This is a genomic window from Pseudomonas saxonica, assembly GCF_007858365.1.
Taxonomy (GTDB): Bacteria; Pseudomonadota; Gammaproteobacteria; order Pseudomonadales; family Pseudomonadaceae; genus Aquipseudomonas; species Aquipseudomonas saxonica.
Genome location: NZ_VFIO01000005.1, coordinates 177,134 through 200,210 on the forward strand (window position 1 = coordinate 177,134; position 23,077 = coordinate 200,210).

Annotated in this window: 19 protein-coding genes; 8 read left to right on the plus strand and 11 right to left on the minus strand. The window is 57.6% G+C overall.

What is annotated here, in order from left to right; all coding sequences use genetic code 11:
• Positions 1-49: 49 nt before the first annotated feature.
• From FJD38_RS14745 to FJD38_RS14765, 5 genes are all read right to left on the minus strand, one after another.
• On the minus strand, positions 50-2,482 hold the full coding sequence (locus tag FJD38_RS14745) for a TonB-dependent siderophore receptor (protein WP_146385946.1): 2,433 nt from the start codon (positions 2,480-2,482) through the stop codon (positions 50-52).
• Between the two features lie 80 nt (positions 2,483-2,562).
• Complete coding sequence (locus tag FJD38_RS14750; protein WP_146385948.1) at positions 2,563-3,549, minus strand: FecR domain-containing protein; 987 nt, start codon at positions 3,547-3,549, stop codon at positions 2,563-2,565.
• Positions 3,546-4,070 (minus strand): RNA polymerase sigma factor, encoded by a 525-nt coding sequence (locus FJD38_RS14755; RefSeq protein ID WP_167654272.1) that lies wholly within the window; start codon positions 4,068-4,070, stop codon positions 3,546-3,548. The genes FJD38_RS14750 and FJD38_RS14755 overlap by 4 nt, the downstream gene beginning before the upstream one ends.
• 255 nt (positions 4,071-4,325) lie before the next feature.
• Entirely contained in the window at positions 4,326-5,036 is a 711-nt protein-coding gene (locus tag FJD38_RS14760; RefSeq protein ID WP_122784126.1) for a 3'-5' exonuclease, read from the minus strand.
• Complete coding sequence (locus tag FJD38_RS14765; protein ID WP_146385950.1) at positions 5,033-6,967, minus strand: putative nucleotidyltransferase substrate binding domain-containing protein; 1,935 nt, start codon at positions 6,965-6,967, stop codon at positions 5,033-5,035. Before FJD38_RS14765 ends, FJD38_RS14760 begins: the two co-directional genes overlap by 4 nt.
• 291 nt (positions 6,968-7,258) lie before the next feature.
• On the opposite strand from FJD38_RS14765, the gene FJD38_RS14770 reads away from it, so the two are divergent.
• Positions 7,259-7,699, plus strand: coding sequence for a response regulator (locus FJD38_RS14770; RefSeq protein ID WP_122784128.1), 441 nt, complete (start codon positions 7,259-7,261; stop codon positions 7,697-7,699).
• 22 nt (positions 7,700-7,721) lie between these two features.
• Here the strand turns inward: FJD38_RS14770 and FJD38_RS14775 are convergent, their stop codons facing one another.
• A complete protein-coding gene (locus FJD38_RS14775) occupies positions 7,722-8,135 on the minus strand; it encodes a hypothetical protein (protein ID WP_146385952.1) in 414 nt (137 codons plus the stop codon).
• A 197-nt stretch (positions 8,136-8,332) separates the two neighbouring features.
• Positions 8,333-10,510: a malate synthase G gene (locus FJD38_RS14780; RefSeq protein WP_146385954.1), complete on the minus strand. Its 2,178-nt coding sequence runs from the start codon at positions 10,508-10,510 to the stop codon at positions 8,333-8,335.
• A gap of 422 nt (positions 10,511-10,932) precedes the next feature.
• On the opposite strand from FJD38_RS14780, the gene FJD38_RS14785 reads away from it, so the two are divergent.
• Positions 10,933-11,445, plus strand: a complete 513-nt coding sequence (locus tag FJD38_RS14785) for a glycine cleavage system transcriptional repressor (protein WP_122784131.1) — start codon at positions 10,933-10,935, stop codon at positions 11,443-11,445.
• Here the strand turns inward: FJD38_RS14785 and rarD are convergent.
• The 4 genes from rarD to FJD38_RS14805 all read right to left on the minus strand — a co-directional run bounded on the left by rarD (position 11,442) and on the right by FJD38_RS14805 (position 16,283).
• Positions 11,442-12,326 carry an EamA family transporter RarD gene (gene rarD / locus FJD38_RS14790; protein WP_122784132.1) on the minus strand — a complete coding sequence of 295 codons (885 nt, stop codon included), beginning with the start codon at positions 12,324-12,326 and terminating at the stop codon, positions 11,442-11,444. The two genes, FJD38_RS14785 and rarD, sit on opposite strands and share 4 nt — an antisense overlap.
• Before the next feature lie 161 nt (positions 12,327-12,487).
• On the minus strand, positions 12,488-13,462 hold the full coding sequence (locus FJD38_RS14795) for a serine/threonine protein kinase (RefSeq protein WP_122784133.1): 975 nt from the start codon (positions 13,460-13,462) through the stop codon (positions 12,488-12,490).
• A 95-nt stretch (positions 13,463-13,557) separates the two neighbouring features.
• Positions 13,558-15,459 carry a PhoX family protein gene (locus FJD38_RS14800; protein WP_146385956.1) on the minus strand — a complete coding sequence of 634 codons (1,902 nt, stop codon included), beginning with the start codon at positions 15,457-15,459 and terminating at the stop codon, positions 13,558-13,560.
• Between the two features lie 62 nt (positions 15,460-15,521).
• A complete protein-coding gene (locus tag FJD38_RS14805; RefSeq protein ID WP_146385958.1) occupies positions 15,522-16,283 on the minus strand; it encodes a ComF family protein in 762 nt (253 codons plus the stop codon).
• Positions 16,284-16,370: 87 nt separating this feature from the next.
• Between FJD38_RS14805 and bioB the strand changes: the two genes are divergently transcribed.
• The 6 genes from bioB to FJD38_RS14835 all read left to right on the plus strand — a co-directional run bounded on the left by bioB (position 16,371) and on the right by FJD38_RS14835 (position 22,972).
• On the plus strand, positions 16,371-17,426 hold the full coding sequence (gene bioB / locus FJD38_RS14810; RefSeq protein ID WP_146385960.1) for a biotin synthase BioB: 1,056 nt from the start codon (positions 16,371-16,373) through the stop codon (positions 17,424-17,426).
• 65 nt (positions 17,427-17,491) lie between these two features.
• On the plus strand, positions 17,492-18,664 hold the full coding sequence (gene bioF, locus FJD38_RS14815) for an 8-amino-7-oxononanoate synthase (protein ID WP_146385962.1): 1,173 nt from the start codon (positions 17,492-17,494) through the stop codon (positions 18,662-18,664).
• Entirely contained in the window at positions 18,657-19,388 is a 732-nt protein-coding gene (locus tag FJD38_RS14820) for an alpha/beta fold hydrolase (RefSeq protein WP_146385964.1), read from the plus strand. The genes bioF and FJD38_RS14820 overlap by 8 nt, the downstream gene beginning before the upstream one ends.
• Positions 19,381-20,193, plus strand: coding sequence for a malonyl-ACP O-methyltransferase BioC (gene bioC / locus FJD38_RS14825; RefSeq protein WP_146385966.1), 813 nt, complete (start codon positions 19,381-19,383; stop codon positions 20,191-20,193). Before FJD38_RS14820 ends, bioC begins: the two co-directional genes overlap by 8 nt.
• Positions 20,190-20,870, plus strand: a complete 681-nt coding sequence (gene bioD, locus FJD38_RS14830) for a dethiobiotin synthase (RefSeq protein WP_146385968.1) — start codon at positions 20,190-20,192, stop codon at positions 20,868-20,870. Before bioC ends, bioD begins: the two co-directional genes overlap by 4 nt.
• A 296-nt stretch (positions 20,871-21,166) precedes the next feature.
• Entirely contained in the window at positions 21,167-22,972 is a 1,806-nt protein-coding gene (locus FJD38_RS14835) for a phenylacyl-CoA dehydrogenase (protein ID WP_122784141.1), read from the plus strand.
• Positions 22,973-23,077 lie beyond the last annotated feature (105 nt).

The following is a 23,077-nucleotide window of genomic DNA, read 5'->3' on the forward strand; positions in this document are numbered from 1 at the left end:
GATTGCGGGCAACCCGTCACAGCCTGCGTCAGCAGCTAAAGAAACCGATTTACCACGTGTAATTTACACTGGCCATCACGTTGCGGCGGTCGCCGTAGTAGCAGTAAAAACCATCGCAGGTCGACAAGTATTCCTTGTCGAAAACATTGTTGGCGTTTAGCGAAACTGTTGCGCCTTTAAGCGATTTGTTGATTTTTCCGAGGTCGTAATGCACCGCTGCATCGTAGACGGTGTAGGCGTCTGTATGACCATATGAGGCATCCGGCACGTAGGCCATGCTACCTATGGCGATATTGTCGGTTTCACCGATGTAGCGTGCACCAAAGCCTACACCAAACCCTTCCAACGTACCTTTGTGCCATGTGTAGTCCGCCCAGATCGACGCTTGATGTTCAGGTGTCAGCGGCAAGGGACGGTTCTTGTCCAGCGGGTCGGACACTTTGGTCATTTTGGTGTTGGCATAGGTATAGGCGGCTGTCAGTTTCAGGTTGTCTGTCACGTTGCCGACTGCTTCCAGCTCTACACCCCGAACATTGGCTTCGCCCAGCGGTCGGCTGACACCCAATGTGTCACTCAACACGATGTTTTTGCGGGTTAGGTCATACAACGCAGCAGTAAACAGCATTGAGCTGCCCGGTGGTTGGTATTTGAGGCCCAGTTCGTATTGTTTGCCGGTTCCCGGCTTGAACGCTTTGCCACCGAAACCACCCGGTTCTGCCTGGAACGATTCGGCATATGACACATAAGGCGTGAACCCGGAATCAAATACGTAACTCAGCGCGGCATTGCCGGTGAAGGCGGTGTCGTCACGTTTGTCGCGAGCATTATTCTCGTTGTAGAACGTAGTATCGGTGTGCAACCAGTCTTGACGCCCACCCAAGGTCAACCGCCAGTTATCAAGTGCCATTTGGTCTTGCAGGTAAAGGCCGGTATCTCGTGTTTTCTGATTGTAATCGTTGTAAGCGGTGTATTTGACGTTGCTGAAATCTTGCCCGTAAATCGGGTTGATGATGTTGCTGGGCGGTGCGGCACCGTATTCCCACTTGTAATTGGTGTTGACGCGTTGATGGTCTAGGCCGATCAGTACGGTGTGCTGGAGTTTGCCTGTGTTGAAGTCGGCCTGGAAATTGTTGTCCACGGCGAACTGACTGATGTCTTCATTTACGATGTTGGCCCCACGCTGCACGGTGCCATCGTCGGCAACCGAGCCGTAGTAGCCGCCTGCGGTGATGCCTTGAAAGGACAAGTCACTTTTGGTGTAACGGAGGTTCTGATTGAATTGCCAGACATCATTGAAACGATGCTCAAAAGCGTAGCCGAGAGCGTAATAGGTTTTGTCATAGAACTCCCACTTCGGATCACCCAAGTTTTCGTGGTATTTCACATTGCCGGCAGGTGAGTCTACTTTTGTGCCCTGAATCGGCAAAAACTGACTGGTAATCCCAGTGTCATCGCGGTTGAACTGACTGAGGAACGTCAGCTTGGTGTCTTCGTCGATGTTCCAGGTCAGACTGGGCGCAATGTTGTAGCGCTTGTCTTCGTTGTGATCGATAGCCGTATTACTGTCACGTACAACACCGCTGACGCGATACAGGAAACGCCCTTCGTCATCAATTGGGCCGGTGCTGTCGAAGCTGATCTGCTTGCGCTGATAGCTGCCAACTTGAATCTGTACTTCGTGGCTGGAAGTTTCTTGGGGGCGGCGACTGACCATGTCCAACAAGCCGCCAGCAGGTGTCTGGCCGTATACCGAAGATGCCGGGCCACGGAGCAGAGCGACACGCTCTAGATCCCATGTTTCCAGCTTCGGCATGGTGTAAGAACCTTTAGGTAACGGTAAGCCATCAAGGAATTGAGTCGGTTCAAAGCCGCGCACTTTCAGCCATTCCGAACGGCTATCGCTCCCATAGCTACTGGCCGTGACACCCGGCATGTAGCGCACTGCATCATCCAGATTCTGTACTGCCCGATCCTGCATCTGACTGCGAGTGGCAACGGAGATTGAACGCGGGGCTTCAAGCAGAGACGTGTCGGTTTTGGTGCCTGCTGCTGTACGTTGAGCGAGGTAGCCGTCTACGGGGCCCCATGCGCTTTCATAGCTGCCTTGACCACTGATAGTGGTTGCTTCAAGTGCCACGACCCCTTGTGGGATGGTAATCAGGGTAAAGCTGCCACCGCTTCCGGGCACTAACTGCAACCCCGTCCCGCGTAACGCTTCACGCAATGCCGTGCTGCCCTCGAATGTGCCGCTGACGGGGGCCGAGGTTTTGCCTGCGACCAGCGTCGGGTCAATCGCCAGGGTGATGCCTGATTGGCTGGCAATCTGGTTCAGGGTCGTGGACAGCGAGCCAGCAGGCAGGTTGTAGGTGCGAGCAGTCGTCTGTTCGGCGGCCATCAGCGAGGTGCTGGCCAACGGGGCGCTCAGGGCAATGGCAGCGGCCAACAGGCCGGGGCGCAAAAACGTGTCGAGGGTGCGGGACATTCGGCGTATTCCTGAATGGAAATGTTTCTCAATGCCTATCTGCCGCATGACATTCGAAAAGTGATAGGGCGTGTTGAAAATTATTTCGATTCAGCATTTTGAGGGGCAGGGCTGACAGTGACCCACCACGGCGTCACCTGTTCGATCTTGACCGGTAAAGTCGGTTGCAGGGCGTTGAGGGCCAGTTCGACGTTGTTCAGTGCGAAGCTGCCACTGATACGCAAGTCAGCCACTTGGGGATCGACGCCAAGATGCCCACGGTGATAGCGATTGAGTTCGCTCACCATGTCGGCCAAACGTACGTTGTCGAGCACCAGCATGCCTCGTGTCCAGGCATCTGCGCCGGGGCTCAACGCGAGCATCTGGCCCAATCTGTCGCGCTGCATCAGCACTTGCTGGCCTTCGTTGTAGACCGTTTCATTGCCACTGTTTTCAGGCTGCGCTGCTACTTGCGACTGCAAAACGCTTAGCCGCGTACCGTCGTCTTCGCGTTTGACCAGAAACCGGGTGCCCAAGGCGCGCAGGCTGCCATCGCGGGTCTGTACGATAAAAGGGCGGGGGTCGCCATGGCCGGTCTCGACCATGATTTCACCTTCTTGCAGGATGATTCGCCGGGTGCTGGCATCAAATTGCACGTCAACTGCACTGTGGGTGTTGAGGTCCAGTACGGTGCCATCGGCCAGACGTAATTGCCGCTGCTCCCCGGTTGCGGTGCGTTGGTCGGCCATCCAGTAATCCAGTTGCAGGTAGTTTTTACCCGCGAACAATGCCAGCCCGCACACCAGCGCAACACTGGCCAACCCACCGCTGATTTTACGGAGCCGCTGCTGCACCCCGTCGCGAGGAGCCAACAGCGCCTTGCGCGCCGGGATGCTGGTGTTGCTGAAACGTTGATCCAGCATGCCCAGTTGCAACCAGGCCCGGGCGTGTTCTTCACTGGCGGCATACCAGACCGCGAATTCAGCCTGCTCCACAGCACTGCCGTTGCCGCAGTCCAGACACAATTGCCAGGCGATGGCGGCGTCCAGAACCTTGGCGCTCACCGGTTTTGAGCTGACTGCACTCATGCCGGTTCGCCATACAGAGCGATGTAGCACTGGCGGATACCTTGGGCCAGGTACTGACGCACACGGGGCACGGATACGCCAAGACGCTCGGCAATTTCAGCGTGGCTCAGACCCTCTATGCGGCTATAAAGAAAGGCGGCGCGAGACTTGCTCGACAGTTTGCCCAGCATTGCGTCGATGGCCTTGAGGTCTTCGAGGATCAACTGCTGCTCTTCGGGCGAGGGCTGTTCGGCTTCGGGAACCTGCATCAGTTCGTTGAGGTAAGCCTGTTCCAGCGCAGCGCGGCGAAAGTAGTCAAACAGCAGGCCTTTGGCGATGGCGGTCAAAAAGGCCCGCGGCTCACGGGGCGCCTTGAGGTCGGTGCGCCCCAGCAGTCGCACAAAGGTGTCTTGGCTCAGGTCTTCGGCTCGCTGTGGGCAGGCCACATTGCGTCGCAGCCACGCCAGCAGCCAACCGCGATGGTCGCGGTAAAGCGATCCAACCAGTTCGCTGTGGGGATTTTGGACTGACGACAAGGGCATCACCGAATACAAGTTTTAACTAACGATAATTATTCGCGATTGTGTCAGAGCCATTGGTCATGCGCAATTGACGCTCATCGGATGGCAAAGGGCATTTGCTGTTTGGATACGTAGCAGCTGCCGAAGGCTGCGTTCGAGCGCGAAGCGGTCGTAAAACCTGAGTATGGGTATTGTCGGTATACCGCTGTGACAGGTATCACGACTGCTGCGCAGCCGGACGCAGCCTTCGTCAGCGGCTACGGTCAGGGGTACTTATTAAAAGCTGTGCACCTGTTTGCGTCGTTGCCACTGGTTTAGCTGCTGTTGCAGGGCTTGGGGGCTGTCGATGTGTTGGGCGCGGGCGCGGCTGAACAGGATCAGGGCCAGTTCCGCGGTGGCCAGCGCGTCGGCGCTAGCATTGTGGCGTTCTTCAACCTGGAGGTTGAAGTGGTTGATCCACGCATCTAATCCGGCTTCGCGCAGGTTGATCTGCGGGCACAGCATGGGCGCCAGTGCCGCGACATCCATAAAAGGATGCTGCAAGCGATAATCCAGGCTTTCTTTAAGGGCACGGCCGAGCATGTGTTGGTCAAACGGGGAATGGAAGGCGAGCAGCGGGCTGTCACCGACAAATTCCATAAAGTCGAGCAGGGCGTCGACAGGGTCGCAACCGGCGGCAATCGCACTCGGGCCCAGACCGTGCAGCAATACGCTGGGATTGAGCGGCATGTGGGTGCGCATTAACGTGCGTTCAAAGGCCTGACCCAGATCAATCGCGCCGTCTTCAATCACCATTGCGCCAATGGACAGCACTTGATCGCGCTTGAGATTCAGGCCGCTGGTCTCCAGATCGACCACGACCCAGCGCTGTTGGCGCAATGAACGTTCGCTCAGCCCCGGTGATGGCCGCAGTTGCAGCAAGCGTTGTTGTTGCTCAAGGCTCAGCAGCGGTTTTTTACCGGGTAAAAACCACGACCAGAAGCTCATAGCTGGTACCGCAACGCCAGGCTGCTTTGCAGGCGTTGTGCCTGACGCAGGGCCTCACGCAGGATGCGCCGGTCGAGCTGGTTCAAGTTGTCGGGGTCCACCCGGTTGGAATACGGACGGTTCTCCCGGGTTTGTAACTGGTGCTGTTGCATGCGGGTTTGCTGGATAAAGTGATACGCCTCTTCATAGGCGGCACCGTCCAGCGCTTCGATGACGTCCAGCGACACCAGCTGGCGCAGGCGTTCGAGGGTGTTAGTCGCTTCAATGCCGTGGGCCAGCGCCAGCAGGCGGGCGCCATCCACAAAGGGCGTAAGGCCCTGAACTTTGAGGTCCAGTGTGGCTTTGTCACTGCCTTTGCGTTCCAGCACAAACTCCCGAAAGCGCCCCACGGGTGGGCGATGGCGCAAAGCGTTGTCAGCCATCATGCGCTGGAACAGGCGATTGTCGGCCACTTGGTCGAGGATGCCAGCGCGCAACTGCTGGCAGCCTTGTTCGTCTCCCCAGACGGCGCGCAGATCAAAATAAATGCTGGAGGCCAGCAGATTCTCGGGAGTGGCTTCGCGGATAAAGGCTGCAAAGCGTCGAGCCCATTCGGCACGGGACAAGCACAGCTCAGGATTGCCGGCCATGATATTGCCCTGGCACAGGGTAAAACCGCAGGCGGCCAGGTGCTGGTTAATTTGCTGAGCGATGGGCAGCAAGCGCTGGCGAATTTCGGCAGCTTCTGTGGCGTCTTTAGCCTCGAAAAAAATACCGTTGTCCTGATCGGTGTGCAGGGTTTGCTCGCGTCGCCCTTCGCTGCCAAAACACAGCCACGTGAACGGCACGCCAGGGTCGCCGCGGTCAGCCAGCACCAACTCGATGACGCGACACACCGTGTGGTCATTAAGCTGAGTAATGAGGTGGGTGATCTGCGTCGAAGACGCGCCGTGGGCCAGCATTCGCTCCACCAACTGGCCAATTTCGCCGCGCAGGTTGATCAGGTTCTCCAGCTTGGGTGCGTGACGAATGGTGCGAGCCAGATGCACCAGATCGACCCGTTGCAATGAAAACAAATCCCGCTCGGACACGACGCCGCACAGGCGCTGATTTTTGACCAGACACACGTGGGCGATATGCCGCTCGGTCATGGCGATGGCGGCATCGAAGGCGCTGTGATCGGGGGTCAGGTAAAACGGGCCCGGGGTCATAAATACATCGATAGCCTGGGCGAAGTCCTCAACACCACTGGCCACTACATGGCGCAGATCGCGCAGGGTAAAGATGCCCAGCGGCGCTTTGTCGGCATCGACGACGACAATGCTGCCGACTTGTTGTTCATGCATCAGGCGCACGGCTTCGCGCAGGGAAGTTCCGGGCAAACAGGTTACGGGATGGCGCATCGCCAGTTCGCCGAGGCGGGTGTTGAGGGAGTACTGAGTCCCCAGGGTCTGTACCGCTTTCTGTTGAACCTGTTGGTTGACCTTGTCGAGTAAACTGCTGACACCACGCAGCGCAAAGTCGCGGAAGTCGTCGGACAGGGCGAACAGTTTGATGAACGCGGCCTTGCCCAGTTGCAGGCAAAAGGTATCCTCAGCAGCACGGTGTTCCGTGCGGGTAGCACGCTCGCCCAACAGTGCTGCGAGGGGGAAGCACTCCCCGGCCGTAATTTCAAATGTGGTTTCGGTATCGCCTCTGCCCAGATGAGTACGTTCACCCACGACCCGGCCTTGCTTGACGATGTAAAAATGTTCTACCGGCCCGTCAGCTGGTCGGATGATGCTTTCGCCGGGGCCATAGAAACGCAGCTGGCATTGTTCCACCAGGAACGCCAAGTGGGTGTTTTCCATGTGGTTGAAGGGCGGAAAACGCTGCAAGAACTGCATAGTGCCGTGAATGTTCTGCAATACAGCTGTTTTACCCGCCTGGAGAAACGCATCCGATTTACTCATGACCGTTACCGCGTTGTAGGTGGTTAACCCTTGTTGTTATGACGGGGCGGGGTGTGCCGGCCCAGGGTGCTGCTACCCCCTCATGCTCGTTTGTCTGCGCGCGGGTGCCCATTGGACGTAAGTCTAGGGGGGCTAACATGTTGAATGTTTAGAGGCATTTGTGTGGTTTGATACTTGATGATTGAAGCCACTGGCTTTGGTATAAGCGCATTGAGTGAACAGGAGGCGTGGTCGCGAGATAAACGACTACGCTGCTGAGAAAATAGCGGACAGGGTTCTGTAGAGAGCGGCATGACTGAACATGATATTTTGACCGACGCAGAGCGCAAGGCCTTGAACGAGGTGATGCACACCCCGGTCATCGCCCGGCAAAGTGTGTTGATCGTTGAAGACGATCAATTACAGCGCGAGCTGCTGGCAGAGCTTTTAACGGAGGAAGGCTATAAATGCCTGACCGCCAGCAATGAACAGCAAGCGTTGGCATTGCTCGCGTCCGACGACTCGGTCGGGCTGATACTGACCGACTTGCGCATGGTGCCCCATGATGGCTTGCACCTGATCCGCAAGGTCCGCGCTTCAACACGCGCCAGCCTGCCGATCATCATCATGTCGGGTGATGCCGGGGTAAAAGATGCCATTGCAGCCATGCACCTGAATGTGGTGGATTTTCTGCTCAAGCCGATTGATACCCAAAAGCTGCTTCAGTTGATTGCACAGGAGTTGGGGGTTTAACTAACTTCCCACCAAGCCCTATTTATTCGGCGGTGACAAATAAGTTCGGGTTGTTGGTGATGGACCCATCTGCGGACGACGCTGGGGGCTGGACCGGTGTGGGTGCGAAACCCGGAATATGGGCAGGGGTAAGAGGGGTGCACAGCACCGTCCATTTTTCACCAATGATTACGGGTGAAGTGCTTGTAACAACAGAAGCCGTCTCCGCTTTTGTAATGGTAATTTTGGCATCCCCAGGGGTTGTCGCCGTGCTTGTCGTATATCTCACAGATAGCACGTCGGCTTGCTTTTCATCTCCCGCATGGCACACCTTTGATCCATTGACAGTCGCATGGCCGGTCCCGGAAAGTTTTTTGGCAGGAATAATGACTATAATGGTCCCGAACTGAGTGGGGTAAATAAACTCTGCTCCACTCACAATGATATTTTTCCCCATATGACCCTCACACTCATAAGTATTTTTAACAAACGTTTATGTTTTTAAAATTACTTGGTTTCAAATCAGAATAGTCCACCTTGTAGTCATACGGTGTTAAAGCATTAATGAGCTGACGAACTGCACTCGTTTAGGTCTGAGGGATTATCCAGACAAAAAAATGCCCCTCAGCGAGGGGCATTTAATGAGCTGCGCTATTACAACCCGTTTTTAGCTTTGAACTCACGGCGACGGCGATGCAAGACCGGTTCGGTATAGCCGTTCGGCTGCTTCGTCCCTTCAATCACCAGCTCGACGGCCGCCTGAAAGGCGATGTTGCTGTCGAAGTTCGGTGCCAATGGACGATACAACGCATCGTTGGCGTTTTGACGGTCCACCACCGGCGCCATGCGCTTTAGGCTTTCCAGCACCTGGCTTTGGCTGACAATGCCGTGACGCAGCCAGTTGGCGATGTGCTGGCTGGAAATACGCAGCGTGGCACGGTCTTCCATCAGGCCGATGTCGTGAATGTCCGGCACTTTGGAGCAGCCCACGCCCTGATCGATCCAGCGCACCACGTAACCGAGGATGCCTTGGGAGTTGTTGTCCAGTTCGTTCTGGATCTGCTCGGGCGTCCATTGCGGGTTCACGGCCAGCGGGATAGTCAGAATGTCGTCCACCGAAGCATGAGCGCGCTTGGCCAGTTCGGCCTGACGGGCGAACACGTCTACCTTGTGATAATGCAACGCGTGCAAGGCGGCGGCCGTCGGCGAGGGCACCCAGGCGGTGTTGGCACCCGCCAGCGGATGAGCGATTTTTTGTTCGAGCATGGCGGCCATCAGGTCGGGCATGGCCCACATGCCTTTACCGATTTGCGCACGCCCTTGCAGGCCCGTGCTCAAGCCGACATCCACGTTGTTGTTTTCGTAGGCTGAAATCCATTTTTCGGACTTCATGTCGGCCTTGCGTACCATGGGGCCGGCTTCCATCGAGGTATGAATCTCGTCGCCGGTACGGTCCAGAAAGCCGGTGTTGATAAACACTACGCGCTCGCTGGCCGCTTTGATGCACGCCTTGAGGTTGATCGACGTGCGGCGCTCTTCGTCCATGATGCCGACTTTGAGCGTGTTGCGCGGCAGCGTGAGCACGTCTTCGATGCGGCCAAACAACTCGTTGGTGAACGCCGCTTCTTCTGCGCCGTGCATCTTCGGTTTAACGATGTAAACCGACCCGGTGCGGCTATTTTTGCGCGTGGCCTTGCCGTTCAGGCTGTGCATCGCGGCCAGGCTGGTAAGCAGACCGTCGAGGATGCCTTCCGGGACTTCGTGACCGTCTTTGTCGAGGATCGCGTCGATGGTCATCAAGTGACCCACGTTGCGCACGAACAACAGCGAGCGGCCGTGCAGGCTGACCGTGCCACCGTTGGGCGCGGTGTATTCACGATCCGGGTTCATGGTGCGGGTAAAGGTCTGGCCACCTTTGGACACCTGCTCGCTGAGGTCGCCTTTCATCAGGCCCAGCCAGTTGCGATAGATCACCACCTTGTCGTCAGCATCGACAGCGGCGACGGAGTCTTCACAGTCCATGATGGTGGTCAGGGCTGCTTCCATCAGCACGTCTTTGACGCCGGCGGCATCGGTCTGGCCGACCGGGCTGGCCGCGTCGATCTGGATTTCAAAATGCAGGCCGTTGTGTTTGATCAACACGGCGGTGGGTGCCGCCGCATCACCCTGGTAGCCGATCAGTTGTGCGGTGTCGCGCAGGCCAGTGCTGGCGCCGTCTTTGAGGGTGACCTGCAAGGCACCGCCGATGATGGCGTAGGCGGTTGAATCAACGTGAGACCCTTGAGCCAGCGGTGCTGCTTCGTCGAGGAAAGCACGGGCGAAGGCAATCACCTTGTCGCCGCGCACCTTGTTGTAGCCTTTGCCCTTTTCAGCGCCATCGGCTTCGCTGATCGCGTCGGTGCCGTATAGCGCGTCGTACAGCGAACCCCAGCGGGCGTTCGAGGCGTTGAGGGCAAAGCGTGCATTCATGACCGGCACCACCAGCTGTGGGCCAGCCATACGGGCAATTTCGTCATCGACGTTTTGCGTCGTTACCTGGAAATCGGCCGCTTCTGGCTGCAAATAGCCAATGTCTTGCAGGAAGGCTTTGTAAGCCACGGCGTCATGGGCCTTGCCGGCCTGAGCCTGGTGCCAGGCGTCGATCCGCGCCTGCAAATCATCGCGTTTGGCGAGCAGTGCTTTGTTCTTGGGGGCCAGGTCATGGATAACCTTGTCGGCACCGGCCCAGAACTGGTCGGCGTCGAGGCCGGTACCGGGAATGGCTTCGTTGTTGACGAAGTCGAACAGGACTTTGGCGACCTGCAGGCCACCGACGTGAACGTGTTCAGTCATTGCTTGCCTCACTCATTTTTATTTAAAGCCTGACACTGCGTTAGCTCGTGCTTGCGGGGTCGTGCGGGTTAAAACAGACGCCTTGGCGGGCGGTGTTGCCAGTTATGTAGTGCTTGCCGAGGCATACTACATGATCAATTGGCGATGTGAAAATCAGACTGATCACGTCGTTCTGCGACCATTTTTACGCTATCGGTCACGCAGAAGAACAGGATGTTCTCAAGAAATACACAGGTTGTTCCAGATAATTCTAAAAACAGTACACAATTTTGTGTTCTGGCGCATTTCGATACGCAGCAACGAGCCTGTGATGGGCTGAGTGCCGGTGAAGGTTCTGCGGACCTTATCGCAGCCTGCGGCAGCGGCTACAGGTAGTGGAAGGCGGCCTATACTCAACCGACCCTTAATAAGAGAGTCCAGCCATGAATCATCTCGTGATTACGGTCTTTGCTGCGGACAAACCGGGGCAGGTCGAGCGCATTGCTGACTGCATCGCCGCCCATGGCGGGAACTGGCTGGAAAGCCGCATGTCGCGCATGGCCGGGCAGTTTGCCGGGATTTTGCGCGTGGGTGTGCCAGCCGAAACTTACGAAGAGCTGCTGGACGCGTTAAAGCATCTGGAAGGGATTCAGGTGATGTTCGCCGAAAGTGGCATCGAGCAATCCTGCACCTGGAAGCCCATCGCCATGGAGCTGGTCGGCAATGACCGCCCCGGCATCGTGCGCGATATTTCGCGGGTGCTGACCCAGCAAGGGATCAATCTGGAGCGGTTGGTGACGGATGTGCGGCCCGCGCCCATGAGCAACGAGCCGCTGTTTCACGCTGAAGCCATTTTGGCGGTGCCGCTGACGCACTCGCTGGAGGTGTTGCAAAAGAGTCTCGAAGCCCTGGCAGATGAGTTACTGGTTGAACTCAAGCTGAACACCGAGGATTAGCGTCGGCGCAGGGTCAACCACGCATCAATGCTGTACACCACCAGACCGGCCCAAATAAACATAAAGGCAATCAGGGTACTCGCCGACAAATGCTCGCCGTACACCGTCACTGCCAGAATCAATACCAGCGTAGGCGCGATGTATTGCATAAAGCCCAACGTGGTGTAGGGCAAATGCCGCGCCGCAGCATTGAAACACACCAGCGGAATCAAGGTAGCGGGGCCAGCAGCCACCAGCAGCCAGGCTTCAGAGGTGCCCCAGAAGTCGGCGTGTGCGCTGTTGGCTTCGGGGTGTATCAGCAACCAGACAATGGCAATGGGCACCAGAATCCAGGTTTCGATCACCAACCCCGGCAAGGCTTTGACCGGCGCTTGTTTGCGAATCAGCCCGTAAAAACCAAAGCTCAGCGCCAGCACCAGTGAAACCCAAGGCAGGCTACCGACTTGCCACACTTGCTGGGCCACGCCGATCACTGCCAGGCCCACGGCCAGCCATTGCAGGCGGCGCAGACGCTCACCCAACAGCAGCATGCCCAGTAACACGTTCACCAGCGGGTTGATGTAGTAGCCGAGGCTGGCTTCGAGCATGCGGTCATTGTTCACGGCCCACACGTAGGTCAGCCAGTTGACTGCAATCAGCAGGCCGCTGAGGGTCAGTACTGCGAGGCGCTTAGGGTTGTCGCGCAACTCTTGCCACCAGCCGGGGTGTTTCCACACCAGCAGCATCAAGGAGCCGAACAGGGCGGACCAGAGCACCCGATTAACGATGATCTCGGCCGCCGGTACGCTGGCCAGAAGTTTGAAGTAGAGCGGGAACAGTCCCCAGATGACATAGGCGCTGAGGCCTAAAATGTACCCGCGACGCGGGTTGGCGGTTTGCATGCAGGGGTCCTTGTTTATAAATATTTCAGTAGCTGCGTACGATTGCGCAGCGACCGTAAATACTGAGTTCCTGATTTTCAGAGTCCCAGTGAGCTGATTTTACGACGGCTACGCCGCCGCAAGCAGCCTCGTACCTACGGCAGCTGCTACGGGGCGTGGTGTTAAAACAGCTTTAACGGCTCTTCATTGAGCGCCGACAATTGTTCGCGCAAGGCCAATATCTGATCGCCCCAATACCGTTCGGTGCCAAACCACGGGAAGCTATGGGGGAACGCCGGGTCGTCCCAGCGGCGAGCCAGCCAGGCGCTGTAATGCATCAGGCGCAATGCGCGCAGCGGTTCGATCAGCGCCAGTTCTCGCGGGTTGAAATCGTGAAACTCACTGTAACCGTCCATCAGTTCGGACAATTGGCCCAGGCATTCCTGGCGGTCGCCGGCGAGCATCATCCATAAATCCTGCACTGCAGGCCCCATGCGGCAGTCGTCCAGGTCGACGATATGGAACACCTCGTCGCGGCACATCATGTTGCCGGGGTGGCAGTCACCGTGCATGCGGATGTTGGTGTGCGGTGTGGCGGCGTACACGTCTTCTACACGCTTTAGCAGGTCACGGGCCACTGATTCGTAGGCCGGGAGCAGGCTGCGCGGAATGAAGTTGCCTTCGAGCAACGTGGTTAATGAGTCGTGGCCGAAGTTTTTCACGCCCAGCGCTTCGCGGTGCTCGAACGGTTTGGTCGCACCTACCGCGTGTAAGCGGCCCAGCAGTTGCCCGAGGCGATACAGCTGGTCGAGATTGCCAGGCTCAGGCGCACGGCCACCCCGGCGAGGAAACAGGGTAAAGCGAAAACCTGCATGCTCAAACAGGCTCTCGCCGTTGTGAATCATGGGGGCAACGACCGGGACTTCACAGTCGGCCAGTTCGAAGGTGAAACGGTGTTCTTCAAGGATCGCTTCGTTGGTCCAGCGCTGAGGCCGATAGAACTTGGCAATCAGCGGTTCCGAGTCTTCGATGCCGACTTGGTACACGCGATTTTCGTAGCTATTGAGTGCGAGCACGCGGGCATCGCTGAGGAAACCGATGCTTTCGACGGCGTCGAGCACCAGATCTGGGGTAAGTGTTGCAAACGGATGAGACATGCTGACTCCTGCGCGCAGCAGGCTGCCGCGTCCGGCCATGCATGTTAGCGCAGACCGGTCGCGGGGCGGCGACTTAATGCCGGAGTTGGCGAGGGTCAGGTGCCGACGATACCGCCGTCTTCACGGCTGATGGCCATCACCGAGGAGCGGGGTTTACCGTTGGGCAGGTGTTCCGGGAAGGTTGAGCCGCCGTTTTCGCCCGGGTGCTGGATGCCGACGAACAGGGTTTTCTGATCCGGAGAAAAGCTGATGCCCGTCACCTCACAGCCGACAGGGCCGACCATAAAGCGGCGAATTTCCCCGCTGTCAGGGTCGGCACAGAGCATCTGGTTATTGCCCATACCGGCAAAGTCGCCGCTGTTGCTGGCGTCGCCATCGGTCAGGATCCACAAACGTCCGGCATCGTCAAAGCCCAAGCCGTCGGGGCTGTTGAACATGTTGTGCGGGGTGATATTGGCCGAGCCTCCTTTTGGTTGGTCAGCGTGAACCACCGGATTGCCTGCGACCACAAACAGATCCCAATCGAAGGTGTCTGCACTGTGATCGCCGTTGTGTGCTTTCCAGCGCAGAATCTGCCCGTAGACGTTCTTTTCTCGCGGGTTGGGGCCGCCGACGGGTTGCCCGTCTTCGCCGCGCTTGGCGTTGTTGGTCAGGGTGCAATACACCTGGCCGTCCTTGGGACTGACCACAATCCACTCCGGGCGATCCATCCGCGTGGCGTTGACAATGCTACCGGCCAGACGAGCATTAATCAGTACTTCGGCTTGACTGGTTAGGTTGTTGCTGGCGTCCAGGCCGTTTTTACCGTGACTCAATTCAACCCACAGGCCTTTGCCTTTGGGGCGATCGGGGTTTTTGTCACCATCGTCAAAGCGGGCAACGTAGAGCGTGCCGTGATCCAGCAAGTCGCGATTGGCCTTGGGGTTCGCGTGATCAATTTTGTCGCGGCTGATGAACTTGTAAATGAATTCGCCACGTTCATCATCGCCCATGTAGACCACTGCGCGGCCGTCCCGGGTTTGCGCAAGGGCAGCGTTTTCATGCTTGAAGCGGCCTAGCGCCGTGCGTTTTACCGGGGTGGAGTGCGGATCGAACGGATCGATTTCTACGACCCAACCATGGCGATTCAACTCATTTGGATTGACCGCCAAATCGAAGCGCGGATCGTGGGGGTGCCAGTTGATCTCTTTGCTGGTGCCTACCGCGCCGTACCGTTTCTGTGCAGCGTTGAAGCTTTGTTTGTGATCGGTGCTGCCAAAACAATCGGTAAAGTTTTCTTCGCAGGTCAGGTAAGTGCCCCAAGGTGTTTTACCGTTGGCGCAGTTCTGGAAGGTTCCCAGCACACGGGTGCCTGTGTTGTCGGCTGGCGTGCGCAACAAGGCGTGGCCTGCAGCCGGGCCGCTGAGGCGGATCGGCGTATTGCCGTGTATGCGGCGGTTGAAGGGCGAGTTCTGCACAAACTGCCACCCTGACCCCTTACGCTGAATTTCAATGACAGACACTCCCTCGCTGGCCTGAGCTTTGCGCACCTCTTCAAGAGAGGTGGGCATGCCGCCATGGGGGTACAGGTAGCGATAGTTGGTGTATTCGTTGTTGATTGCCATCAAGGCGCGGTTGGGGTCATCAGGGAAGGCGAACAGACTCATGCCGTCATTGTTGTCGCCGAACTGGACTTCTTGCGCGCTGGCCGTGCCTTTGCCGCTGGGGTCAAAGGCCGGGCCGTCGATGTGCAGGGGCTGGCCCCAACTGATCAGCACCGATGAGCGATAGCCAGGCGGCAAGCTGATGCTATCGGTGGTCGCGGCCTTGATGCTGTCAAAACCCAGTAACTGGCTGGAAGCTGCGCTGACACTGGCTGCCAGCGCGCTGCGGCTGAGCAGCCCGCCGCTTAAAAACAGGGCCGCCCCGCACAGGGCACCGGCGCCGATAAAACCACGTCGGCTGAGGCCGATGAGCTGCTCAAGGTCGGTGGGTTGGTCTTCTTCTAATAGGTTCATGGCAGTCTCGGCTTTAGACGATTTTTGCAGTCACCTTAATCAGCCGGTATGACAGGAATGTTTCACCGCTCGCGAAGCCGCGATTGTGATGGCCCCTCGGACTTTGCCGTGCGGGCCAGGCAATACACATCCACCCGCCGTGCACCGGCCTTGCGCAACAACAGCGCCAAACTTTGTGCTGTGGCGCCGGTCGTCAGCACATCATCCACCAACGCCACATGAGCGCCCTGAACCCGTGCGTCTGAGGCCAGGCAAAATGCATTCAACAAGTTACGTTTACGGGTTTTAGCATCCAGTTCTTGCTGTGCCGGTGTGTCCTGGATGCGAACTAACCACTGTTCGTGACAAGGGATTGCCACTGCCTGACTGAGCCAGCCCGCGAGCATTGCCGCCTGGTTATAGCCGCGCTGGCGCAGGCGTTGAATGGACAAGGGCACCGGCAACAGGAAGTCGGGCTTTTGATTGCCGGCATTGAAGTGATCAAGCAGCGATTGGCCTAGAAGTTCGGCTAAAAGTCGTCCGTAGGGCCACTTACTGTTGTGCTTGAAACGAACGATCAAAGTGTCAATGGGAAAGCCATAAAACCAGGGGGCATGCACACGTTCGAAGGCGGGAGGTTGTTTGAGGCAGTAGCCGCAGCTCATGTCCGTTTTCGGCAGGGGCAAGGCGCATTGCTGGCAGCATTCATTGAGCCAGGGCAGTTCGAACTCGCAGGCTGTGCATACGGCCAGTGAGGTGTCGGTACGCTCATCACACAATAAACAGTACTGATCATTAAATAACCACTTGTAAACCACTCTTATCCAATGTGGTTGACAGTTCATGTCGCATCCTTAAACATGCCGGGCATCCGTGCCGTGCCTGGGGCGATTGCCTCAGGATCAAGTCCAGCATAAACAAGAGAAACGCCGATGAGCGCCAGCACCTTTGCCAACGTGCGACACGATTGGTCTTTAGCCGAAGTCCGTGCACTGTTTGTTCAGCCGTTCAATGACCTGTTATTTCAGGCGCAGACCGTTCACCGCGCGCATTTCGATGCCAACCGGGTGCAGGTTTCAACGCTGCTTTCGATTAAAACCGGCGCCTGCCCGGAAGATTGTAAATATTGTCCGCAGTCGGGCCACTACAACACGGGCCTGGCCAAAGAGAAGTTGATGCAGGTGCAAAAGGTGATTGAAGAAGCACAGCGAGCCAAGGACATCGGCGCTACGCGTTTCTGCATGGGCGCGGCCTGGAAGCATCCCTCAGCCAAAGACATGCCCTATGTGCTGGAAATGGTCAAAGGGGTGAAAGCGCTGGGCCTGGAAACCTGCATGACGCTGGGCAAGCTCGATCAGGAGCAAACCGCGGCCCTGGCAGGTGCGGGGCTCGATTACTACAACCATAACCTCGACACCTCGCCAGAGTTCTATACCTCAATCATCACCACTCGCACGTACAGCGAGCGCTTGCAGACCCTGAGCTATGTGCGCGATGCGGGCATGAAAATATGCTCCGGCGGGATTCTGGGCATGGGTGAGTCGCTGGATGACCGCGCCAATCTGTTGATCCAGCTGGCTAACCTGCCTGAGCATCCAGAGTCGGTGCCCATCAATATGCTGGTGAAAGTGGCCGGCACACCGATGGAAAACGCCGAGGACGTTGATCCGTTCGACTTTATCCGCATGTTGGCGGTGGCTCGAATCATGATGCCGCTGTGCCATGTTCGCTTGTCCGCCGGGCGCGAGGCGATGAACGAGCAAATGCAGGCGCTGGCATTTCTGGCGGGTGCCAACTCGATTTTCTACGGTGACAAATTACTCACCACCAGCAACCCGCAGGCCGACAAGGACATGCAGCTGTTTGCGCGTCTGGGCATCTTGCCTGAAGCCCATGAGGACCACGCCGACGAGGTTCATCAGGCAGCCATTGAGCATGCGCTGCGGGATCAGAAATCCAGCGAGCAGTTCTACGACGCTGCGGTTTAACCCGCTATTACCGTAGCCACTGACGCACCGGCGGCAGTGGCTACGCAACGCTTATCGAGGCCAGCATGTCTTTTGATCTGAACGCCCGTCTGGCTGCGCGTCGTGCCGACCATTTGTACCGTCATCGCCCCTTGCTCGACAGCCCGCAGGGGCCACAGGTGGTGGTCGACGGCCAGCCTTTATTGGCTTTTTGCAATAACGACTACCTCGGTTTGGCCAATCATCCTCAGGTGATCGAGGCTTGGCAAAACGGTGCAGCGCGCTGGGGCGTAGGCGGCGGTGCATCGCACTTGGTCATCGGCCACAGCACCCCGCATCACGCACTCGAAGAAGCGCTGGCCGAATTTACCGGCCGCCCGCGTGCGCTGTTGTTCAGTAATGGCTATATGGCCAATCTGGGCGCAGTGACCGCGCTGGTGGGGCAGGGCGACACGGTGCTCGAAGACCGTCTCAACCATGCGTCCTTGCTGGACGCAGGCTTGTTGAGCGGTGCACGGTTCAATCGCTATTTGCATAACGACGCGGCCAGCCTGGCCACCCGTCTGGCCAAGGCATGTGGCAATACGCTGGTGGTCACTGACGGCGTATTCAGCATGGACGGCGATGTGGCCGACCTGCCTGCCTTGGCCCGCGAAGCCAAAGCGAAAGACGCGTGGCTGATGGTCGATGATGCTCACGGTTTTGGCGCTTTGGGCGCCAAGGGTGGCGGAGTTGTCGAACATTTCGGCTTGAGCGTGGCGCAGGTGCCGGTCCTCATGGGGACCTTGGGCAAAGCCTTTGGTACCAGCGGCGCGTTTGTGGCGGGCAGTGAGGAACTGATCGAAAGCCTGATTCAGTTCGCCCGGCCCTACATCTACACCACCAGCCAACCACCCGCCTTGGCGTGCGCCACGCTTAAAAGCCTTGAGCTGTTGCGCACTGAACACTGGCGGCGCGAGCACTTGAATCGCTTGATACAGCAGTTTCGCCGAGGTGCTGAGCAAATCGGATTGCAACTGATGGACAGTTTTACGCCGATCCAGCCCATCCTGATGGGTGACAGTGCCCGGGCGCTGCTTCTGTCGCAGAGGCTGCGTGGGTGTGGCGTATTGGTGACAGCGATTCGCCCGCCAACGGTACCGGCAGGCAGCGCGCGCTTGCGTGTCACCTTGTCCGCTGCGCACACAGAAGCACAGGTGCAGCTACTGTTATCAGTACTGGACGACTGTTGGCGCGAGCTGGAGTTTGACGATGCGTGATCGCTTGATTCTGTTACCGGGCTGGGGCTTGGGGGTTTCACCTCTGGAACCCTTGGCGTCGGCATTACGTGGCCTGGACGAACACCTGCGGGTGGAAATCGAGCCGCTGCCGATGCTGGATTCGGCCACGCTGAACGACTGGCTCGACGAGCTGGATGCCACACTGCCCGACAACGTCTGGCTGGGAGGTTGGTCCCTGGGCGGGATGCTGGCCAGTGAGTTGGCCGCACGGCGAGGCGACCGTTGCTGTGGGCTGGTGACTTTGGCCAGTAATCCGAATTTTGTTTGCCGTGACGATTGGCCCGGTGCGATGCCTGTCGCCACTTTCGACACGTTCCTGAGCAGCTTTCAGGACGCCCCCAATACACTTTTGAAACGCTTCTGCCGGTTGTGCAGCCAAGGCGCTGTGGATGCGCGCAAGCTTGCCGATTTACTGCTGGCCGGTGCCCCCACAGTGCCGCGCAATAAGCTGGTGGCGGCGCTTGAATTGTTGGGCCGGCTGGATACGCGTGCAGCCTTGCAGGCCTTCAACGGGCCGCAATTGCACCTGTTCGCCGGGTTGGATGCGCTGGTGCCAGAAACAGTAGCGACGCAGGTGCTGGCGTTGTTGCCGGATGTCGAAGTGGGCCTGATTGAGCAGGCCTCCCATGCCTTTTTACTGGAAGCACCCCACGAATTGGCGGCGGCGATTCAGGCTTTTTTACATGAGTTGGGTGATGACTGATTTGAATAGTGCGAACTTGGCCAATCATTTGCCTGACAAGCGTCAGGTAGCGGTTTCATTTTCCCGTGCGGCAAGCAGCTACGACCGAGTAGCGGAGTTGCAACGTGCTGTGGGTCATGAGTTGATCGCCCGCCTGCCTGCAGACTTCGTGCCTGAGCGCTGGCTGGATCTGGGGTGTGGCACGGGGTATTTCAGCCGCGCTTTAAATGAGCATTTTGTGGATAGTCAAGGGCTGGCGCTGGATATCGCCCAAGGTATGTTGTCTTACGCGCGGCCGTTGGGCGGGGCGCAGCACTTTATTGCCGGTGACGCCGAATGCCTGCCCCTTCAAGACAGCAGTTGCGATTTGATTTTTTCCAGTCTGGCGCTGCAGTGGTGTGCTGATTTCAACGCTGTGCTCAGCGAGGCGCATCGTGTGCTCAGACCGGGCGGCGTGCTGGCCTTTTCCAGTTTGTGTGTCGGCACGTTGGGTGAGCTGCGAGACAGCTGGCGGGCCGTGGACGGGCAGGTCCACGTCAATCGTTTTCGCGAGCTTGAAACCTATCAACGGGTCTGCGCCGACAGCCATTTGAAGGTGCTCGGCTTGCAGATTCAGCCCCATGTGCTGCACTACCCGCAAGTACGCCAACTGACCCATGAACTCAAAGCATTGGGGGCGCACAACCTCAATCCTGGGCGTCCGGAAGGCTTGACCACTCGGGCACGTATTCAGAAGTTGGTGGGCGCGTATGAGCAATTTCGGCAGCCTTTAGGGCTACCGGCAACCTATCAGGTGGTTTACGGCATTTTGGAGAAAACGCGATGAACCCAGCGTACTTCATTACAGGCACCGACACCGATGTGGGCAAGACCACGGTGGCTGCCGGGTTGTTGTTTGCCGCCCGCGAAGCCGGGCTGACCACGGCAGCCGGCAAGCCGGTGGCCTCAGGCTGTGAAGATACGTCCAAGGGGCTGCGCAATGCCGATGCGTTGGCGCTGATGGCCGAATGTTCGATACCGCTGACTTACAACGAAGTGAATCCAGTGGCCTTTGAGCCGGCCATTGCGCCGCATATTGCTGCACGCGAAGTGGGTGTGACGCTCACCGTAAACTCGCTGCTCGTCCCCATGCAGGCCATTTTGGACAAGCAGGCGCAGTTTACCCTCATAGAGGGCGCAGGCGGTTGGCGCGTGCCGCTGTCCGGACAAGACAGTTTGTCGGACTTGGCCCAAGCGCTGAATTTACAGGTCATTCTGGTGGTGGGTGTGCGCCTGGGCTGCATCAGTCATGCCTTGCTGACCGCTGAAGCCATCGCCCGAGACGGCCTGCAACTGGCCGGCTGGGTGGCTAATATTATTGACCCGAAGACCTCACGCCTTGAAGAAAACCTCGCCACGTTAGCTGAGCGCTTGCCTGCACCGTGTTTGGGTCGCGTGCCGCGTTTGAAGTCCGCCAGCGCCAAAGCGGTGGCTGAGCATCTGCAACTGGATTTGCTGGACTAACCCGTCTTTCACCCGTAGCCGCTGCCTCCGATTGCAATGCGATCGTAAACCCTGAGCCTTCCATCTATCTGACAAATCGCAGGCATTGGGTTTACGACGACACCGTCGCCGGACGCAGCCTGCGCCAGCGGCTACAGCTTTTTTCGACGCCTTCATTCTGATATCCGAGACGAACGGCGGCATCGCGCTGCTTGACAATAAATAGGCGTAAACGTATGTTTCAAACACCTGTTTGACCGCTATAACAAATCCACGCGGTTGTTCATCCAAGGTTTCATCAGCAGAGGTTTATCGCTATGCCTGATTACAAGGCCCCCTTGCGTGATATTCGCTTCGTTCGTGACGAACTGCTCGGTTACGAAGCGCATTATCAAAGCCTGCCGGCTTGCCAGGACGCTACTCCAGATACGGTTGACGCCATTCTTGAAGAAGGCGCCAAGTTCTGTGAGCAGGTGTTGGCACCTCTGAACCGCGTGGGTGACATTGAAGGCTGCACCTGGAGCGAGTCCGGTGTTAAAACCCCGACCGGCTTCAAAGAAGCCTATAAGCAATATGTTGAAGGCGGCTGGCCAAGTCTGGCTCACGACGTAGAGCATGGCGGCCAAGGCTTGCCTGAGTCTTTGGGCCTGGCCGTGAGCGAAATGGTCGGCGCGGCCAACTGGTCGTGGGGCATGTACCCTGGCCTGTCTCATGGTGCGATGAACACCATCTCCGAGCACGGCACCCCTGAACAACAAGAGACCTACCTGAGCAAGCTGGTTACCGGCGAATGGACCGGCACCATGTGCCTGACCGAATCGCACTGCGGTACCGATCTGGGCCTGCTGCGCACCAAAGCCCAACCTCAGGCTGATGGCTCTTACAAAATATCCGGCACCAAGATTTTCATCTCGGCCGGTGAACACGACATGGCTGACAACATCGTCCATATCGTATTGGCTCGCCTCCCTGATGCACCGGCGGGCACCAAAGGTATCTCGCTGTTTATCGTGCCCAAGTTCAATGCCAATGCCGATGGCAGCCTGGGTGAGCGCAATGCCGTGTCCTGTGGCTCCCTTGAGCACAAAATGGGCATTCACGGTAACGCCACCTGCGTGATGAACTTTGACGGCGCCACCGGTTTCCTGATCGGCCCGCCGAACAAAGGCCTGAACTGCATGTTCACCTTCATGAACACCGCGCGTCTGGGCACTGCCCTGCAAGGTCTGTCTCATGCGGAAATCGCCTTCCAGGGCGGTCTGAAATACGCCCGTGATCGCTTGCAGATGCGTTCGTTGACCGGCCCTAAAGCCCCTGAAAAGGCCGCTGACCCGATCATCGTTCACCCAGACGTACGCCGCATGTTGTTGACCACCAAGGCGTTCGCCGAAGGCAACCGCGCGATGGTTTACTTCACCGCCAAGCAAGTTGACATCGTCAAGTACGGTGTTGATGAAGAAGAGAAGAAGAAAGCCGACGCACTGCTGGCCTTCATGACTCCTATCGCTAAAGCATTCATGACTGAAGTCGGTTTTGAGTCCGCTAACCACGGCGTCCAAATCTACGGCGGCCACGGCTTTATCGCTGAGTGGGGCATGGAGCAGAACGTACGCGACAGCCGTATTTCGATGCTGTACGAAGGCACCACCGGCATTCAGGCTCTCGATCTGCTCGGCCGTAAAGTGCTGATGACCCAAGGCGAAGCCCTGAAAGGTTTCACCAAGATCGTGCACAAATTCTGCCAGAACAACGAAGGCAACGAAGCTGTTCAGGAGTTCGTCACCCCGCTGGCTGCACTGAACAAGGAATGGGGCGAGCTGACCATGAAGGTCGGTATGGCGGCGATGAAAAACCGTGAAGAAGTGGGTGCTGCCTCCGTCGATTACCTGATGTATTGCGGTTATGCGTGCCTGGCGTACTTCTGGGCTGACATGGCCCGCCTGGCGGCTGAAAAACTGGCTGCAGGCACTTCGGAAGAAGCCTTCTACAAAGCCAAGCTGCAAACGGCGCGCTTCTACTTCCAGCGCATCTTGCCGCGCACCCGTGCACACGTTGCGACCATGCTGTCGGGTGCTGCCAACCTGATGGACATGAAAGAAGAAGATTTCGACCTGGGCTACTAAGCTCCGGCGCTTGATCTGCAAAAGCCGCTTCTCCTTCGGGGGACGCGGCTTTTTTTTGGCTAGCAGCGACCACAGGGTTGTGACTGGGTTTTAATTAATAGTCAC

Excerpts from the sequence above, each read along its gene's own strand:
- FJD38_RS14745 (WP_146385946.1), bottom strand. The coding sequence starts at position 2,482 with ATGTCCCGCACCCTCGACACGTTTTTGCGCCCCGGCCTGTTGGCCGCT.
- FJD38_RS14750 (WP_146385948.1), bottom strand. The coding sequence starts at position 3,549 with ATGAGTGCAGTCAGCTCAAAACCGGTGAGCGCCAAGGTTCTGGACGCC.
- FJD38_RS14755 (WP_167654272.1), bottom strand. The coding sequence starts at position 4,070 with ATGCCCTTGTCGTCAGTCCAAAATCCCCACAGCGAACTGGTTGGATCG.
- FJD38_RS14760 (WP_122784126.1), bottom strand. The coding sequence starts at position 5,036 with ATGAGCTTCTGGTCGTGGTTTTTACCCGGTAAAAAACCGCTGCTGAGC.
- FJD38_RS14765 (WP_146385950.1), bottom strand. The coding sequence starts at position 6,967 with ATGAGTAAATCGGATGCGTTTCTCCAGGCGGGTAAAACAGCTGTATTG.
- FJD38_RS14770 (WP_122784128.1), top strand. The coding sequence starts at position 7,259 with ATGACTGAACATGATATTTTGACCGACGCAGAGCGCAAGGCCTTGAAC.
- FJD38_RS14775 (WP_146385952.1), bottom strand. The coding sequence starts at position 8,135 with ATGGGGAAAAATATCATTGTGAGTGGAGCAGAGTTTATTTACCCCACT.
- FJD38_RS14780 (WP_146385954.1), bottom strand. The coding sequence starts at position 10,510 with ATGACTGAACACGTTCACGTCGGTGGCCTGCAGGTCGCCAAAGTCCTG.
- FJD38_RS14785 (WP_122784131.1), top strand. The coding sequence starts at position 10,933 with ATGAATCATCTCGTGATTACGGTCTTTGCTGCGGACAAACCGGGGCAG.
- rarD (WP_122784132.1), bottom strand. The coding sequence starts at position 12,326 with ATGCAAACCGCCAACCCGCGTCGCGGGTACATTTTAGGCCTCAGCGCC.
- FJD38_RS14795 (WP_122784133.1), bottom strand. The coding sequence starts at position 13,462 with ATGTCTCATCCGTTTGCAACACTTACCCCAGATCTGGTGCTCGACGCC.
- FJD38_RS14800 (WP_146385956.1), bottom strand. The coding sequence starts at position 15,459 with ATGAACCTATTAGAAGAAGACCAACCCACCGACCTTGAGCAGCTCATC.
- FJD38_RS14805 (WP_146385958.1), bottom strand. The coding sequence starts at position 16,283 with ATGAACTGTCAACCACATTGGATAAGAGTGGTTTACAAGTGGTTATTT.
- bioB (WP_146385960.1), top strand. The coding sequence starts at position 16,371 with ATGAGCGCCAGCACCTTTGCCAACGTGCGACACGATTGGTCTTTAGCC.
- bioF (WP_146385962.1), top strand. The coding sequence starts at position 17,492 with ATGTCTTTTGATCTGAACGCCCGTCTGGCTGCGCGTCGTGCCGACCAT.
- FJD38_RS14820 (WP_146385964.1), top strand. The coding sequence starts at position 18,657 with ATGCGTGATCGCTTGATTCTGTTACCGGGCTGGGGCTTGGGGGTTTCA.
- bioC (WP_146385966.1), top strand. The coding sequence starts at position 19,381 with ATGACTGATTTGAATAGTGCGAACTTGGCCAATCATTTGCCTGACAAG.
- bioD (WP_146385968.1), top strand. The coding sequence starts at position 20,190 with ATGAACCCAGCGTACTTCATTACAGGCACCGACACCGATGTGGGCAAG.
- FJD38_RS14835 (WP_122784141.1), top strand. The coding sequence starts at position 21,167 with ATGCCTGATTACAAGGCCCCCTTGCGTGATATTCGCTTCGTTCGTGAC.